This window comes from Chromatium okenii, from assembly GCF_016583745.1.
Classification (GTDB): domain Bacteria; phylum Pseudomonadota; class Gammaproteobacteria; order Chromatiales; family Chromatiaceae; genus Chromatium; species Chromatium okenii.
This window is the reverse complement of the sequence record NZ_NRRQ01000017.1, coordinates 21,007-35,774: the sequence shown is the minus strand read 5'-3', so window position 1 is coordinate 35,774 and position 14,768 is coordinate 21,007. Positions and strand designations below refer to the sequence as shown.

The following is a 14,768-nucleotide window of genomic DNA, read 5'->3' as shown; positions in this document are numbered from 1 at the left end:
CTCATGGCACGGCGGCATAAATGCGAAGAACATGGCAACCATGAAGCATGGGCAATTCCCTATGGCGATTTGGTGACGCTATTATTAGCATTTTTTGTAGTGATGTATGCAGTTTCGGTCGTCGATGCTGGTAAATATCGGGTGCTATCTAATTCGCTCGTGCAAGCCTTTGGTTCTAATGTTCCGCTTGATCCAGTGCAAGTTGGTGATCCAAGTTTGGCGTCAAATTTATCGCCTGATGAAGTGAAACGGCTATTAGTCCCTATTGAAGATGCCACCTCACCCACTGAAGTTGCCTTTGAGGATTCATTAGATGCTGCTGATGCTGCTGAACGCGCCCGTATTCTTAAAGAAGTGACTGAAATGTCAAATGAAATTGAATCGTCGCTTGGTGGACTAATTCAAGATGGTACGATTCAAGTGACGCGCAAAGCCTATTGGCTTGAGATTAACATCAATTCTAACCTCTTGTTTTCCAGCGGTTCGGCGACATTAGAAACCGCTGCGCGTCCAGCATTAGAAAGTGTGGCTGCTATTCTCGTGAAACGTGAATCGCGCATTCATGTTGAAGGTCACACGGATAATTTACCGATTAAAAATCCAGTCTATCCCTCAAATTGGGAATTATCATCAGGGCGGGCAGCAACGGTGGTGAATCTTTTTGCGCAAAACGGCGTAGACCCAAAACGCATGGTTGCCATCGGCTATGCTGAATTTCAACCCATTACCGGAAATGATACCGAGCGCGGACGCGCACAAAATCGCCGCGTAGCGATCATTGCTTTGCCGGGATTGTCATCAACTTCTGGATCAGCACCGGAGAAAGTACGTGCTGATTATGAAACAGGTGGTGTCGGTCAAATTCGTTGAGAGTGATGTGATATGAGCTATTCTGGCAGGGCGCAATAACCACTGGTTTTAATTCGTTTGTATAATCGTTTTTTGTGAGGATGCGACCGCAATGTCCGAGATAGAGCATAAAACTAATCCTAAAAGTAACTCCTCATCTTACGTTACCTTTAGTTTAGAAGATGAAACTTATGCAATTGATGTTTTGCAGGTGCAAGAAGTATTAAAAATTACAGAAATCGCGCCGGTTCCTGGAGTGCCAGATTACATTCTAGGCATTATTAATTTGCGCGGTGATGTGGTAACGGTGATTGATGCGCGGCGTCGGATGCAATTACCAGAGCGGGCACCAGATGATGCTTCGCGCATTGTGATTATTGATGTCGATAACCAAAATGTTGGTATTTTGGTTGATTCAGTCGCCGAAGTGGTGAGCATTCCGCCCGATGAAGTTGATCCGGCTCCAGCGGTTGGCAACGATCAGACCAGTCGGTTTATTCTTGGCGTGAGCAGTAAAGAAGAAAAGCTCACTATTTTGATTGATCTGAATAAATTGCTGTCTGACGACGAATGGGCAGCAATCCGCGAACATTAGTTCTCACCATTACAACGTTTCAATTATTGGTCGTGCATGTCATTCTATGAAATTCCACTGTACGGATGGGGCGTACTGCTACTCACCATCCTGACTTTAATCATTGCGATCCGCGCTTTAATCGCTACCGCTGCCTTGCGTACACAACTTCGAGAACTTAAAAACGACTTTCATCGTTACAACACTTCACTGTTGGCACTGAATGGCGCGATGAAGGTGATTGCTGAAGATGTGATTACACATGGGCGAATGCAAAGTACGGTAAAACGCACCCTCGAACGGCTCACTGATGAACATAGCGAAATGCGTTTGCGCGAGGTAGACGCAGGCTTATATCCGCAAGCAATTCAATTGATTTATGAAGGACGCCGTCGTGAGGAAGTGCGCAAATTGTGCGGACTGACTGAATCGGAGGTCGATTTGTTATTCAGTTTGCATGGTCAAGGCACCACTGACCCCAGCATGTCGCGTTTTGAGCCATATCAATGATTGCAAATACTAAAATTGACAGCTTAAACTTGATTAAACGATCAGGATTTTATCACTAAAATTAGTGTTTTTTTAGTCTTGTGAATACCCGCTGCAATAGTGGTTGGTGCGGATGAAAATGACGCAATAGTTGTGCAAGTTGTTGCACTATTTGATTGCTTGTTTGGGTGCCAAACCGCGCTGGAATGTATACCGCCAAGAAGCCATTAACGAATTCAGTCAACTCCGGTCGTTCTTTAATCACCCGCTGTCCAAAATCACGCGGCCCTTCATACGATTGTCGCACCAAACCGACACGCGCCAAACGCCGACAAAAGCACACATAATGCGCTTCCAACGGAGTTAATAGCGGTCGTTGCCGCAATAATCCCAATACCGTTAATCCTAATGTTAATGCAACTGTCATTACCATAAGTATTGCTAAACCGTATTCTTTCCACGCGCCAAACCCTAATTGTTCTAATAACATCAACTGATCTTGTGCTGAAAAATCGAGCACCCAATTCTGCCAAGCAGCATTTACAGTATCCGCCAATACGCGAATCTGACGCGCCCATTGTGCGAATACATTTGTATGATCTAAATGAAACCGTGCCGATTGTCCGGCATTAAGTAATTGTGAGGCGCTGCTGTGATCTATTCGCGCTGGATCAATTGCTGCTGTCGGATCAATACGCACCCAACCACGTTCAGCAATTAACACTTCCACCCACGCATGAGCATCAGATTGCCACACCATTAAATAGCCACCCAGCGCATTGAATTCGCCGCCAAGATAACCTAATACCACCCGCGCTGGTACGCCACCAATCCGCATCAATAATGCAAAAGCACTGGCATAGTGCTCACAAAACCCCTGTCGCGTTTCAAATAAGAATTCATCTGTTGGATTTAATCCTAAACGCGGCGGCAATAACGTATAATAAAACTGTTCTCGACTAAAAAACGCTAATCCGTGCTGCACTAATTCCCAATCATTTGTGGCGTGTTGTTGCCAGCTTGCTACTAATTCGCGCATTCGCGGCGTGATGTTATGCGGTAATTGCAGCCCCAGTGCGCGTCGTGCTGCCGAGGGTTCATTAAGGCGATAATTGAATACCGATTGCACTTGATAGCGATATACCTTATCAATAGAATCATGCGCTAATAATTGTAAATCAGCATTACGTTGTGCCGTTGCCGGAACAGTTACCGGAATATCTAATGCGAATAACCATTTTTGTTGCGTTGGCTCCAAAATAATGTCATAGCGTACTGGCTTTTCCATTACCTCAATTTGCGTTGTGAATGTTCCCGTTGTGGCAAGCGGTGACCAGCGCCGTCCATCCATGTGCCATAATACTGGTCCGCGCCAATACTGTTGATTGACCGGTGGAATTGCGCCTTCAAAGCGGGCACGAAATGCTAATTCACCACTCACTGCTAATTCACTGATTGCGCCCGGTTCCATGTGGTCACTCATGCCCATCATCGCTTGTCCAGAATCTAAACCGAGATTCCACAGCGGCGCATTCAAACGCGGAAAGAGTAGAAATAAGCACAGCATTATCGGTAATGCTTGTATAGAAAAATAACCGGCAAGGCGTAGAGCAGTTTTCCAGTGATTTGTGTCACTAAAACCATCATTGAATTCGATCAAAAGCGTTATCATGCCAAAAAAAATCAAGCTGCAATACAGTGTCAGCAGTAAGCTCTGATCAAATAAGAATTGAATGACAACTAAAAATCCGATTAAAATTGCTACAATACGCAAATCACGTTTAGTATTAAGTTCTAATAACTTTAACAGCATCATGGTCGCCAATAATGCGGCACCGCCATCTAAACCAACTAACGTATGATTACTATAAAGGCAATTGGCAATACCCGTTAAAGTGAATACTGCCCGCAGTCCAGTTGATGGTAATGCGGCACTCCAACGCCAACTAATGAGTCGCAGCGCAGCAATACAGAATAAAAAAAGAGTGATTTGCCAGTGAAAAAAGCGCAACAGTGGTAAACAAGCCACTATCACCAAGATGCTCATCGCGAGCACCGCCGTTGAATCAGCGCGTTCGGTAGTGATTGTTGGCGGACGTTTAGCGCGTTTAATAAATGGAATCATGGAGTTATCTGCCATTAAAAAGGGCTAAGTGAGTGAGGCAGCGGTGTACCTGCGCTGCCCCTTGCGCCGGTGGTTCAATCACTCCGCCCGGCAGCCGCAACCCAAAACGCACCCCATTGTGGTTAGCATCCAACACCTGCCGCGCTAACACACTCAACCGCAATTCCGGGTCTGCTAGGTGGAGCTGTGACCAATCTAACCACAGCGTTTGCCCCTGATCGCTGCCAAATTGCTTGACCACCAGCCCGCGTTCCCGTGCCACCGCTTTCCAATCAATGTGGCGCGGCGAATCGCCGGGACGATACGGGCGCGAACCGAGATAATCCTCCACGCCAGAGCTGCGCCGCCGTTGCTGCGGACGGTTGACATTGCCCGCATCGGTCTCCGGTGGCGGCGCGTGTGGGGCTGGTTGCGGATAAATGAGGGTCGTGGCAGTGGTGGAAATGTAACACCACGCACGAAACAGGTGCATCGGATGGTGGGTTGCAATACGCACGGAATTGAGCGGCAATAAACCGCGTTGCGTGGCGGGCAGGGTGAGGGTAATGGTAGATTGCTGATGACCAGCAATTAATACGCCGCTTGCTGGTAATGATGTGGCGGTGTCGGCATGAATACTGATGTCATAATGTGGTCGTTGTGTTTCAGCGCGGATGGTTATTATAAAACTTGCCATTTCTCCGACAAATACTGCGGCACCTCCGCGCACTTGAATCGCTAAATGTAGTAAATTAAACCACGCATGGTGCATCGCTAATAAGCCAATGGCAACGAGAAAAAAAGTGAATAATAAACCGAGATTATTTTGATAATTGAGCGATCCTAATAACATCAGCATCACGACGCTACCAAAGATCAAGCCAGTTGCGGTTGGTAAAATGTAAATTTGGCGAGCAGTAATCCGCGCCATGCCATCGCTGCTCGTTGGCACCTGTCGCAATAGCGTTTTGAAATAGCGTTGGATACGGTTTAACATCGTTCACCTGCTGGAATCATTAAAGTGTTCGCACGACAACGTTGTTGAGAGCAACTGCGCGTGAGTCGGTTTCAACGGTGCGCATTCCGGTTAAAATTAGCATTCTATCCATTAGCAATCACAGCACTGTTTATTCTATGAATCAATCCATTTCTGCTTCTGAAGCCCTCGCTCGTTTGCGCGTGGGTAATCAACGTTTTGCAACCAATCAATGTATTGGTAACACGCTGCTGAATCATACCCAGCGATTGGAATCCTTGGCGTGTCAAACACCATTTGCCATTATTCTTGGCTGTTCTGATTCCCGCGTCCCGGCTGAGATTATTTTTGATCAAGGATTGGGCGATTTATTTGTGATTCGGGTTGCTGGCAATATCGTTGCGCCGTCACAAATCGGCAGCGTTGAATTCGCGGTATCGCGTTATCACACGCGCTTAGTGGTTGTACTTGGACATTCTCATTGTGGCGCAGTGACCGCAACAATTGAGGCCTTACTCGATGGTGAAGACACGGAATCGCGCAATATCGCGGCCATTGTGAATCGCGTGAAACCATCGGTCGAAGGGTTTTTAGATACCGATTTGCGCCATGATCGCTTGGCATTACATCGCGCCGCCGTTCGTGCAAATGTTCGCGCTTCGGTCAATCATTTGCGGCATGGTTCAGCAATTATTGAATCCCTCATTGCACAAGATGGCTTGGTGGTGATTGGCGCTGAATATGCGTTGGAAACCGGAGTGGTGCATTTTTTTGACGAGCTGCCCAGCGCCTAATTGTATTCACCGACTGCTGCAACGAGCGACAAGAAAACTGCCGCCGTTGCGTGTTAAGAGCGCGGGTTATTGTAATGCAAATACGGTTTCACAACGCTGAATCAATGCCCGCATCTGCAATGCAAATAACGCAAAGTCTGTTTGCAATTGCGCGGTGGCTTCTAATTCGTCATTGGCATCATCATTGGCATCATCAGGCACTGCGTCAATCAGTTGAATGCGTTTGAATGATAAATCATCGGCTAATACAAAAGTGAACCGCTCATCCCATTCCAGCGCCAGCTTGGTGACTAATTTGCCGGCGCGTAAATGATTCAATATCTCCGCGCTGGCTAAATCTTGACCGCGACAGCGCACCACGCCATCTGGGGCATCGGTATCGCGCAGTTCGCAGGCGTCACCGGCGACAAAATCCAACGGCGCTTTTTGTGTCAACAGCCATTCCGTCATCACGGCAGCCGGGGCGCGTTGCGGCTCCGGCAGGCGCACGGGCAAGGTGCCCAGCGTCTCGCGCAGCAAGGTCACGACCTCTTCGGCCTGTTTTTCGCTGGCGGCATCAATCACCAGCCAGTTGGTCGCAGTGTCGAGATACAGCCGCGTCCGCCGCGAGCGGGTGAAGGCGTGAGGCAGCATTTCTGTGAGCAGTTGCTCGCGCAAACGCCGCCGTTCGGAGCGCCCCACCGTCCGCGCTTCCTGACTTTCCAACTCGCTGATGCGCTCTTCCAGTGCTTCGTTAAGCGCCGCCGCTGGCAATAACCGCTCTTGTTTGCGAGCGCACAGCAACAGGCAATCGTTCACAGCGAACACCAATTGCGGATCAGCGCCGAGCGCGGGTGCCCAGCCGAGCGTCGTCGTTTCCAAGGCACCGCAGGAGCGAAAGCGCCGCGTTGCCAATTGTTCCGCCAGCGCCGTCACTTCTTGCGGTAAAGAGGTGGTGAGCTGCAATAATCGGGCATTCTTAAACATGGTTCGTCCTAAATAGAAAAAGCACCTGCTCAAGCGCGGTGCGCAGTGAATCGTTCAGTCTTAATCTCAAGCGCGGAGCGATTCCGTTAGAATCGCGCAACTGTCCTCACCTCACGGTTCCGTGTGAACGATCTGTCATTAACCGGTTTATCCATCGCTTTAGTGTTGTTAATTGCGCTGTCAGCATTTTTTTCCGGTTCCGAAACCGCGTTGCTGACGCTCAACCGCTACCGCTTGCGCCATCTTGCCGATCAGGGCAATCGGGGAGCGCGGCTCGCTCGCAAGCTGTTAGAACGCCCGGATCGGTTGATTGGCATCATTCTGCTTGGCAACAACTTTGTGAATACCATCGCTTCGGCACTGGCGACCGTATTGGCACTGCGGCTGGGCGGCGAGGCGGCGATTGGCATCGCAGCCGGACTGTTGACGCTGGTCGTGCTCATTTTTGGCGAGGTCACGCCCAAAACCTACGGCACACTGTATCCAGAACGGCTGGCGCTGCCGGCGGCTTATGTCTACACCGTGCTGCTCAAACTGTTCTATCCCATTGTGTGGGCAGTGAATTTAATCACCAACGGCTTGCTGAAGATGATGGGAATCGCGTCCACCGACAGCCCCAACACTGCCCTGAGCCGCGAGGAATTGCGCACGGTGGTGAGCGAATCGAGCGCGATGGTGCCAGAACGCAGCCGCGCCATGTTGCTGGCGATTCTTGACCTTGAACGCGCCACCGTTGAGGACATTATGATTCCGCGCCATGCCGTCGAAGGAATTGATTTGCAAGACAGTGAAGATGACATCTTGCAGGCCATCCGCAACACCAATTACACCCGTTTACCGCTGTTTGATGGCGGCGTGGACAACGTGCTCGGCGTGTTTCATGCGCGAAATGCGCTGCACGCGCTGCTGGATAAAACCTTGACCAAAACCCGCCTGCGTGAGATCGCCCGCGAGCCGTATTTTGTGCCAGAAGGCACGCCGTTGTATCAGCAGTTGCTCAATTTTCAGCGCCTCAAACGGCGGGTGGCGCTGGTGGTGGACGAATACGGCGATTTTAAGGGCTTGATTACTTTGACGGATTTGTTGGAAGAAATCGTGGGCGAATTCACGACCGATCCTTACGACCGTTTGGAGGAAATTCACCACGCTGAGGATGGTAGCTTGTTGATTGATTGCAGCATTGGGCTGCGCGATCTCAACCGGGCGCTGCGCTGGGAACTGCCGACTGATGGCCCCAAAACGCTCAACGGTTTGATTTTGGATTATCTGGAAACGATTCCCGAGCCGGGCACCAGCTTGTTGCTGCACACGCATCCGCTTGAAATCATTCAAACCGTTGAATCGGGCGTGAAAACTGTCAAAGTGATTCAGCGGGCGGTGCGCAAGCTACGGCGCTGAAGTCTTTGGATATACAGGAGAAATAATTGATGATGGCGATTGTCAAACGCGCTCCGCGCCCACTTTCTCGCCGCCGCGAGCGCCCATCTCAGCTCGATTATCCGCTGTTGGTTTGCGCTCTCGGCTTGCTGGCATTTGGTTTCATCATGGTTGCCTCCGCCTCAATGTCGATTGCCGAACGCTGCTGTCACGATCCATTTTTTTATGTGATTCGCCACGCCTTCGCTTTAACGCTGGCACTCGGCTGCGGATTAGCGACCTATTTTGTGCCATTAGAACGCTGGGAACGCGCCAGCACCGTTTTATTTTTATTAGGAATTGCAGTGCTGGCGCTGGTATTGGTGCCCGGCATCGGGCGCAGCGTCAACGGCGCAACGCGCTGGATTCCACTCGGTCCACTCAATTTGCAACCATCAGAATTCGTCAAATTGTTTGCGGTGATTTATGTCTCCGGCTATCTCGTGCGCCACGCCAGCGCCGTCGCCAATCAAATCGTCGGTTTTATTCGTCCGATGCTGTTAATTGGCGTCGCCGCCGCATTGATTTTAATGCAGCCAGATTTCGGCACCACCGCCGTCATGCTGGCAACGGTCATGGGATTGTTATTTCTCGGCGGCGCCAGCCTGCTGCCATTCGCTTTTTTATTGGGCAGTGTCGGCGCGGGTTTAGTGGCATTGGTGATTTTTTCGCCCTATCGCATGAAACGGGTCATTTCATTTCTCAATCCTTGGGAAGACCCGTTTAATAGCGGCTATCAACTCAGCCAAGCGTTAATTGCATTTGGGCGCGGCGAATGGTTTGGCGTTGGCTTGGGCAATGGCATTCAAAAGCAATTCTTTCTACCCGAAGCGCACACCGATTTTCTCGTTTCCGTTGTCGGCGAAGAATTCGGTTTAATTGGCGTTGTCGCCTTAATTGGCGCATTTGTTTTTTTAGCACGACGCGCATTTGCTATCAGCAGCCGCGCCGAAGCATTGAATCAACGTTTTGCTGCGCACGTTGCCCAAGGCATTGCGCTGTGGCTAAGTTTGCAAGCCTTTGTCAATATCGGCGTCAATATCGGCTTTTTACCGACCAAAGGATTAACCATGCCGTTTCTCAGTTATGGCAGTAACAGCGTGATCGTTGGCTGCATGGCCATCGCCATTCTGTTGCGAATTGATGCCACCGTGCGCCAGCTCGCGGTCGAGACTGCGCCTAAACCACAGCAGGGGGTGCGATGGGTTCGCGCATAACGATTGGCATCATGGCGGGCGGCACGGGCGGGCACGTTTTCCCGGCGCTGGCGGTCGCCGAAGTGCTGCGCCAGCACGGCGTTGAGGTGTTTTGGATCGGCACCCGCAGCGGCATGGAAGCGCGACTGGTCGCTGAACACGGTTTTGAACTGGAATGGATCGACATCGCCGGCGTGCGCGGCAAAGGTTGGGCGACGCGCCTGCGGCTGCCGTTCACCTTGGCTGGCGCAGTTTGGCAAGCGCAATCCATTTTGCGGCGACGGCGACCGGCGCTGGTGCTGGGCATGGGCGGATTTGTCGCCGGCCCGGGCGGATTAGCGGCGCGAATGTTGGGCATTCCGCTGGTGATTCACGAGCAAAACGGAATTCCGGGCTTGACCAATCGCTGGTTGGCGCGGCTCGCCACGCAAGTTTTTGAGGCTTTTCCGAACAGTTTTCCGCCAGCGCGAGGCGCAATCACGGTCGGGAATCCGGTGCGGCAGGCGATTCTTGAGTTAAAGCCCCCCTTTGGAAAAGGGGGGTTGGGGGGATTTGATGCAACAAGCCCGATCTCACCAATCCCCCCCTGCCCCCCTTTTCCAAAGGGGGGAGAAGAAAAGCCACCCTTAGAAAAAGGGGGGTTGGGGGGATTTAATCTGCTGATTCTCGGCGGCTCGCTCGGCGCACAAGCGTTAAATGAAATCGTGCCCGCTGCGCTCGCCGCGTTGCCAGAAGCGCAGCGCCCGCAAGTGCGTCATCAAGCCGGTGAACGGACTTTGCAGCTTGCGCAAGCTGCGTATCAAACCGCTGGCGTCAGCGCCGAGATCACGCCATTTATCAACGACATGGCGGCAGCGTATGACTGGGCTGATCTGGTGATTTGTCGTGCTGGCGCGTTGACCATTGCCGAACTCGCCGCAGCAGGCGTCGCCTCCGTGCTGGTGCCGTATCCGTTCGCAGTGGACGATCATCAAGTCGGCAACGCCCGTTATCTCGCCGATGCTGGCGCAGCGCGGCTGGTGTTGCAGCGCGATCTCAGCGCCAGCAGCCTGAGCGCGTTATTGACCGAATTGTTCGCAGATCGCAGCACTTTGTCGGCAATGAGCGCCCGCGCTCGTCAACTGGCGCAACCCGAGGCCACCGCTCGCATTGCCGCTGCTTGTCTCACCATCGCGCACCGCGACCGACCGGCTGATAACTGACAACTTTTTTCCCCGCCCACTTCCCAGTTGTTTTCTGACAACTGCCAACTGATAACCGACAACTCAAATGAACACCCATTTTGAACACACCGCCGAGCGCATGGGGCGTATCCGGCGTTTGCATTTCATTGGCATCGGCGGCGCTGGCATGAGCGGCATCGCTGAATTGATGGCCAATCTCGGCTACCAAGTCAGCGGTTCTGACCTGCGCGAGAGCGACACCACGCGCCGCCTGACTGCGCTCGGTGTCACCGTGTTTATCGGACATCGTGCTGAACAGGTCGCCGCGACCGACGCGGTGGTCGTCTCCACTGCGATTGATGAAACCAATCCCGAAATCGCTGCCGCTCGCGCAGCGCGGCTGCCGATTGTGCGCCGGGCGGAAATGTTGGCGGAATTGATGCGGTTTTATTACGGCGTCGCGGTCGCTGGCACACACGGCAAAACCACAACCACCAGCTTGGTTGCCAGCATTTTGGCGGAAGGCGGACTTGATCCGACCTTCGTCATCGGCGGTCGTCTCACCAGCGCCGGAGCCAACGCCAAGCTCGGCACCAGCAAATATCTGGTCGCCGAAGCCGACGAAAGTGACGCTTCATTTTTGTATTTGCAGCCGATGATTTCCGTCGTGACCAATATCGACGCCGATCACATGCGCACTTATGGCAATGATTTCAATCGCTTGCGCAGCACGTTTATGGAATTCCTGCACCATCTGCCGTTTTACGGGCTGGCGGTGCTCTGTCTTGATGACGACGAAGTGCGGGCGCTGGTGCCGATGGTCGGACGCGCCGTGCGGACGTATGGCACCCATCCTGACGCAGACGTGCGAGCGACCGATCTGCGCCAGCACGAAATGCAAACGCGCTTTGTCGTCCACAGCGCCCAGCTCGCAGCGCCGCTGGAGATCACGCTCAATCTGCCCGGTCGTCATAACGTGTTGAATGCGTTGGCGGCGATTTGCATCGCGCTGGAATTGGGCGTGAGCGAGACGGCGATTGCTCGCGCATTGCAGCAGTTTGAAGGCGTCGGACGGCGGTTTGTCGCCAGCGCCATCACCGATGCTGCCGGACGCGAGCTGCTGTTGATTGATGATTACGGGCATCATCCCCGCGAGGTCGCCGCGACCATCGCTGCGATTCGTGCCGGTTGGCCGCAGCGCCGACTGGTGCTGGTATTTCAGCCGCACCGTTTCAGCCGCACGCAGGAGCAATTTGAGGATTTCGTTGCCGTGCTTTCGACGGCCGACGCGCTGGTGCTGTGCGAGGTGTATCCGGCAGGTGAAGCGCCGATTGCTGGCGCAGACGGACGGGCGTTGATTCGGGCAATTCGGATGCGCGGGGCGCTGGAGCCGGTATTTGCGCAGCAGGTCAGCGAGGTGCCAGAACTGCTGCCGCATTTGCTCCAATCTGGTGACATCGTGTTGATTTCTGGCGCGGGCGACATCGGCGCATTGGCGGCAAGATTGCCGCAGCAGTGGTCTGAAATCCCCCCCTGCCCCCCTTTTCCAAAGGGGGGAGATCAAGAGCCCCCCTTAGAAAAAGGGGGGTTGGGGGGATTTGTATGAGCACCTATTCCGGCATCCTGCGCCATGATGAACCGCTGGCGCGTTACACGACTTGGCGCGTGGGCGGCCCAGCGCGACAACTGTATCGCCCAACTGATGTTGCTGATTTAGCGGCATTTTTGCGAGAATTGCCGCCCGCTGAACCGCTGCTGTGGCTCGGACTCGGCAGCAATGTGTTGATTGCTGACAGCGGTTTTGCCGGCACCGTGATTCACACGCTCGGCGGCTTGACCGGACTGGAACAGCGCGGCGCGACCGGCATTGTCGTTGACGCGGGAGTGCCGAGCGCCAAGCTGGCGCGATTTGCGGCGCAGCACAATTTATGCGGGCTGGAATTTCTGACCGGCATTCCCGGCACTTTTGGCGGGGCGCTGGCGCTCAACGCGGGCGCGTGGGGCGGTGAAACGTGGCCGCACGTCCGCTGCGTTCACACGCTGGATCGCAGTGGCACGTTGCGCTGGCGCGAGGCGGCAGAATTCAGCGTCGGTTATCGTCAAGTCAGCGGCGCAGCCGGCGAATGGTTTGTCGCTGCCGAATTGGAATTGACGCCCGGCGATGGTGCGGCAGCGTTGGAGCGAATGCGCGAGATGCTGGAGCGCCGGGCGGCGACGCAGCCAATTGGTCAGCCGAGCTGCGGCTCGGTGTTCCGCAATCCGCCCAATGATCACGCCGCCCGCTTGATTGACACGCTGGGGCTGAAAGGCTATCGCATTGGCGGAGCGCAAGTTTCTGAAAAACATGCTAATTTCATCATCAACACCGGCAGCGCCACTGCCGCTGACATCAGCCATTTAATTGACTATGTGCAGCAGCAGGTGGCGCAGCACACCGGCATTCACCTGATTCCCGAAGTGCATCAAATTACTGGACATTCTGATGACAACCACGCTTGACGCCCAACAATTTGGCAAGGTCGCAGTGCTGCTCGGCGGACGTGCGGCCGAGCGCGAGATTTCTCTGAAAAGTGGACAAGCTGTGCTCGCGGCGCTGCAACGGCAGGGCATCGACGCCCATCCGCTTGATCCCGATGACACGGTGCTGGCGCAGTTGCGCCGTGGCAGTTATGACCGCGCTTTCATCATGTTGCACGGGCGCGGCGGCGAAGATGGGCAAATTCAGGGCGCACTGGAAACGATTGGCTTGCCCTACACTGGTTCCGGCGTGCTCGGCTCGGCGCTGGGCATGGACAAATATCGCTGCAAATTGGCGTGGACGGGCGCGGGTTTGCCGACTGCTGCCTCGGTGTTATTGCGCAGTGCTGCGGATTTACCCGCCGCTGCCGCGCTCGGATTTCCGCTGATGATTAAGCCGGTACACGAAGGCTCCAGCATCGGCATGGCGCGAGTGGCAGATGCGCCAGCGTTGGCGCAGGCGTGGCAAGCTGCCGCGCATTACGATGATTTGGTGCTGGCGGAGCGGTGGATTGATGGCCCGGAATACACCTGCGCCATTTTAGACAGCGAGGCGTTGCCGCTGATTCGGTTGGAAACGCCGCATCTGTTTTATGATTTTGCAGCGAAATATCAAGCCGATAGCACCCGTTATCATTGCCCGTGCGGGTTGGATGCCGCGACCGAGCAGCACTTCCGCGAGCTGGCGCTGGCTGCGTTTACGACCGCTGGCGCGAGCGGCTGGGGACGGGTGGATTTTATGGTGGACGCCGCCGGGCAGCCGTATTTGTTGGAAATCAACACCGTGCCGGGGATGACCGATCACAGCTTGGTGCCGATGGCGGCGCGAGCGGCTGGCATTGATTTTAATGCGCTGGTGCGGCGGATTTTGGCGACGAGTGTGGCGCGAGGCTGATTGCGTTTATGGCAGAACCTGCGCCACCTGCTGCGCCCACCGCCGCACCCGCGCCGCCACCGCCGAGCGAGCGGTCGGGAATGTCCCGCTTTCGTGCGATCTTGGCATTGTTATTGATCGCTGCGTTGAGTGCGGGCAGTTGGGTGTTCAAAGATTGGGAACCGCGCTTGCTGCCGATTCGCGTGATTGAGGTCAAGGGCGAACTCCATCAGCATTCATCGCAGTTGCTGCAACAAACGCTGACAGCGCGGCTGCATGGTGGGTTATTAACCGTTGATTTACTTGACTTAAAAACCGCTGCTGAGGAGTTATCTTGGGTTGGACGCGCCAGCTTGCGCCGCGTGTGGCCGGATCGGTTGCAGGTGCAGGTTGAGGAATATCGCCCGCTGGCGCGGTGGAATGATGATTGCCTCGTCACCGCTGATGGCGTCGTGTTCAAGCAAGGTGGCGGCACGGTGCCGGCAGGCTTGCCGCAACTGCGGGCTGAGGATCAGCGCAGCGTTGAAGTGGTGACGGCGTATCAAAAATGGCATCTCGCGTTGCAGCAGATCAGTCATGTGATTGCAGTGTTGGCGGTCGATTCTCGCGGCGACTGGCAGCTTGAATTAGTGAAGGGAACTCGGTTGCGGCTGGGCACCGAGGCAGTGGAAGAACGACTCGCCCGTTTCATCGCCAGTGCGCCCCAGCTTGAGGCTGTCGGCCACCCGCTCAAGGTCGATCTGCGCTATCGCAACGGGTTTGCGGTGACTTGGGCGCCAAATGTTGAGCCAGCGATTCCCGCACCGAACCCGGATCGCCCGCCGCGATCCGGCAATCGAGGATAAATTGG

Annotated in this window: 14 protein-coding genes; 11 read left to right on the top strand and 3 right to left on the bottom strand. The window is 54.0% G+C overall.

Translation table 11 applies throughout. From position 1 onward, the window contains the following. The first annotated feature begins 3 nt into the window (after positions 1-3). From motD to CKO12_RS08165, 3 genes are all read left to right on the top strand, one after another. The gene (gene motD / locus CKO12_RS08175) at positions 4-870 is read left to right on the top strand and encodes a flagellar motor protein MotD (RefSeq protein ID WP_200154247.1); all 867 of its coding nucleotides are present in this window, start codon (positions 4-6) and stop codon (positions 868-870) included. A 91-nt stretch (positions 871-961) separates the two neighbouring features. Beyond that, on the top strand, positions 962-1,444 hold the full coding sequence (locus CKO12_RS08170; protein ID WP_200154246.1) for a chemotaxis protein CheW: 483 nt from the start codon (positions 962-964) through the stop codon (positions 1,442-1,444). 36 nt (positions 1,445-1,480) lie between these two features. After that, entirely contained in the window at positions 1,481-1,933 is a 453-nt protein-coding gene (locus CKO12_RS08165) for a DUF2802 domain-containing protein (protein WP_200154245.1), read from the top strand. Positions 1,934-1,994: 61 nt separating this feature from the next. On the opposite strand, the gene CKO12_RS08160 is transcribed toward CKO12_RS08165, so the two are convergent. Beyond that, the gene (locus tag CKO12_RS08160; RefSeq protein WP_242466260.1) at positions 1,995-4,052 is read right to left on the bottom strand and encodes a transglutaminase TgpA family protein; all 2,058 of its coding nucleotides are present in this window, start codon (positions 4,050-4,052) and stop codon (positions 1,995-1,997) included. After that, positions 4,042-5,013, bottom strand: a complete 972-nt coding sequence (locus tag CKO12_RS08155; RefSeq protein WP_200154243.1) for a DUF58 domain-containing protein — start codon at positions 5,011-5,013, stop codon at positions 4,042-4,044. The genes CKO12_RS08160 and CKO12_RS08155 overlap by 11 nt, the downstream gene beginning before the upstream one ends. Positions 5,014-5,150: 137 nt before the next feature. Between CKO12_RS08155 and CKO12_RS08150 the strand changes: the two genes are divergently transcribed. After that, on the top strand, positions 5,151-5,786 hold the full coding sequence (locus CKO12_RS08150; protein WP_200154242.1) for a carbonic anhydrase: 636 nt from the start codon (positions 5,151-5,153) through the stop codon (positions 5,784-5,786). A gap of 66 nt (positions 5,787-5,852) precedes the next feature. On the opposite strand, the gene CKO12_RS08145 is transcribed toward CKO12_RS08150, so the two are convergent. Further along, complete coding sequence (locus CKO12_RS08145; protein ID WP_200154241.1) at positions 5,853-6,752, bottom strand: recombination-associated protein RdgC; 900 nt, start codon at positions 6,750-6,752, stop codon at positions 5,853-5,855. 123 nt (positions 6,753-6,875) lie between these two features. Between CKO12_RS08145 and CKO12_RS08140 the strand changes: the two genes are divergently transcribed. From CKO12_RS08140 to CKO12_RS08110, 7 genes are all read left to right on the top strand, one after another. Next, positions 6,876-8,150 carry a CNNM domain-containing protein gene (locus CKO12_RS08140; RefSeq protein ID WP_200154240.1) on the top strand — a complete coding sequence of 425 codons (1,275 nt, stop codon included), beginning with the start codon at positions 6,876-6,878 and terminating at the stop codon, positions 8,148-8,150. Between the two features lie 29 nt (positions 8,151-8,179). After that, entirely contained in the window at positions 8,180-9,385 is a 1,206-nt protein-coding gene (ftsW, locus tag CKO12_RS08135; protein ID WP_420826834.1) for a putative lipid II flippase FtsW, read from the top strand. Then, the gene (gene murG, locus CKO12_RS08130) at positions 9,370-10,566 is read left to right on the top strand and encodes an undecaprenyldiphospho-muramoylpentapeptide beta-N-acetylglucosaminyltransferase (RefSeq protein WP_200154239.1); all 1,197 of its coding nucleotides are present in this window, start codon (positions 9,370-9,372) and stop codon (positions 10,564-10,566) included. The genes ftsW and murG overlap by 16 nt, the downstream gene beginning before the upstream one ends. 67 nt (positions 10,567-10,633) lie before the next feature. Beyond that, positions 10,634-12,133 carry a UDP-N-acetylmuramate--L-alanine ligase gene (murC, locus tag CKO12_RS08125; protein ID WP_200154238.1) on the top strand — a complete coding sequence of 500 codons (1,500 nt, stop codon included), beginning with the start codon at positions 10,634-10,636 and terminating at the stop codon, positions 12,131-12,133. Beyond that, positions 12,130-13,026 (top strand): UDP-N-acetylmuramate dehydrogenase, encoded by an 897-nt coding sequence (gene murB / locus CKO12_RS08120; RefSeq protein ID WP_200154237.1) that lies wholly within the window; start codon positions 12,130-12,132, stop codon positions 13,024-13,026. Before murC ends, murB begins: the two co-directional genes overlap by 4 nt. Continuing rightward, on the top strand, positions 13,010-13,939 hold the full coding sequence (locus CKO12_RS08115) for a D-alanine--D-alanine ligase (protein ID WP_200154236.1): 930 nt from the start codon (positions 13,010-13,012) through the stop codon (positions 13,937-13,939). Before murB ends, CKO12_RS08115 begins: the two co-directional genes overlap by 17 nt. 8 nt (positions 13,940-13,947) lie before the next feature. After that, on the top strand, positions 13,948-14,763 hold the full coding sequence (locus tag CKO12_RS08110; protein ID WP_200154235.1) for a cell division protein FtsQ/DivIB: 816 nt from the start codon (positions 13,948-13,950) through the stop codon (positions 14,761-14,763). Positions 14,764-14,768 lie beyond the last annotated feature (5 nt).

Coding starts and splice junctions, on each gene's coding strand:
- CKO12_RS08110 (WP_200154235.1), top strand. CDS start 13,948: ATGGCAGAACCTGCGCCACCTGCTGCGCCCACCGCCGCACCCGCGCCG.
- motD (WP_200154247.1), top strand. CDS start 4: ATGGCACGGCGGCATAAATGCGAAGAACATGGCAACCATGAAGCATGG.
- murB (WP_200154237.1), top strand. CDS start 12,130: ATGAGCACCTATTCCGGCATCCTGCGCCATGATGAACCGCTGGCGCGT.
- murG (WP_200154239.1), top strand. CDS start 9,370: ATGGGTTCGCGCATAACGATTGGCATCATGGCGGGCGGCACGGGCGGG.
- CKO12_RS08165 (WP_200154245.1), top strand. CDS start 1,481: ATGTCATTCTATGAAATTCCACTGTACGGATGGGGCGTACTGCTACTC.
- ftsW (WP_420826834.1), top strand. CDS start 8,180: ATGATGGCGATTGTCAAACGCGCTCCGCGCCCACTTTCTCGCCGCCGC.
- CKO12_RS08145 (WP_200154241.1), bottom strand. CDS start 6,752: ATGTTTAAGAATGCCCGATTATTGCAGCTCACCACCTCTTTACCGCAA.
- CKO12_RS08155 (WP_200154243.1), bottom strand. CDS start 5,013: ATGTTAAACCGTATCCAACGCTATTTCAAAACGCTATTGCGACAGGTG.
- CKO12_RS08115 (WP_200154236.1), top strand. CDS start 13,010: ATGACAACCACGCTTGACGCCCAACAATTTGGCAAGGTCGCAGTGCTG.
- murC (WP_200154238.1), top strand. CDS start 10,634: ATGAACACCCATTTTGAACACACCGCCGAGCGCATGGGGCGTATCCGG.
- CKO12_RS08160 (WP_242466260.1), bottom strand. CDS start 4,052: ATGGCAGATAACTCCATGATTCCATTTATTAAACGCGCTAAACGTCCG.
- CKO12_RS08150 (WP_200154242.1), top strand. CDS start 5,151: ATGAATCAATCCATTTCTGCTTCTGAAGCCCTCGCTCGTTTGCGCGTG.
- CKO12_RS08170 (WP_200154246.1), top strand. CDS start 962: ATGTCCGAGATAGAGCATAAAACTAATCCTAAAAGTAACTCCTCATCT.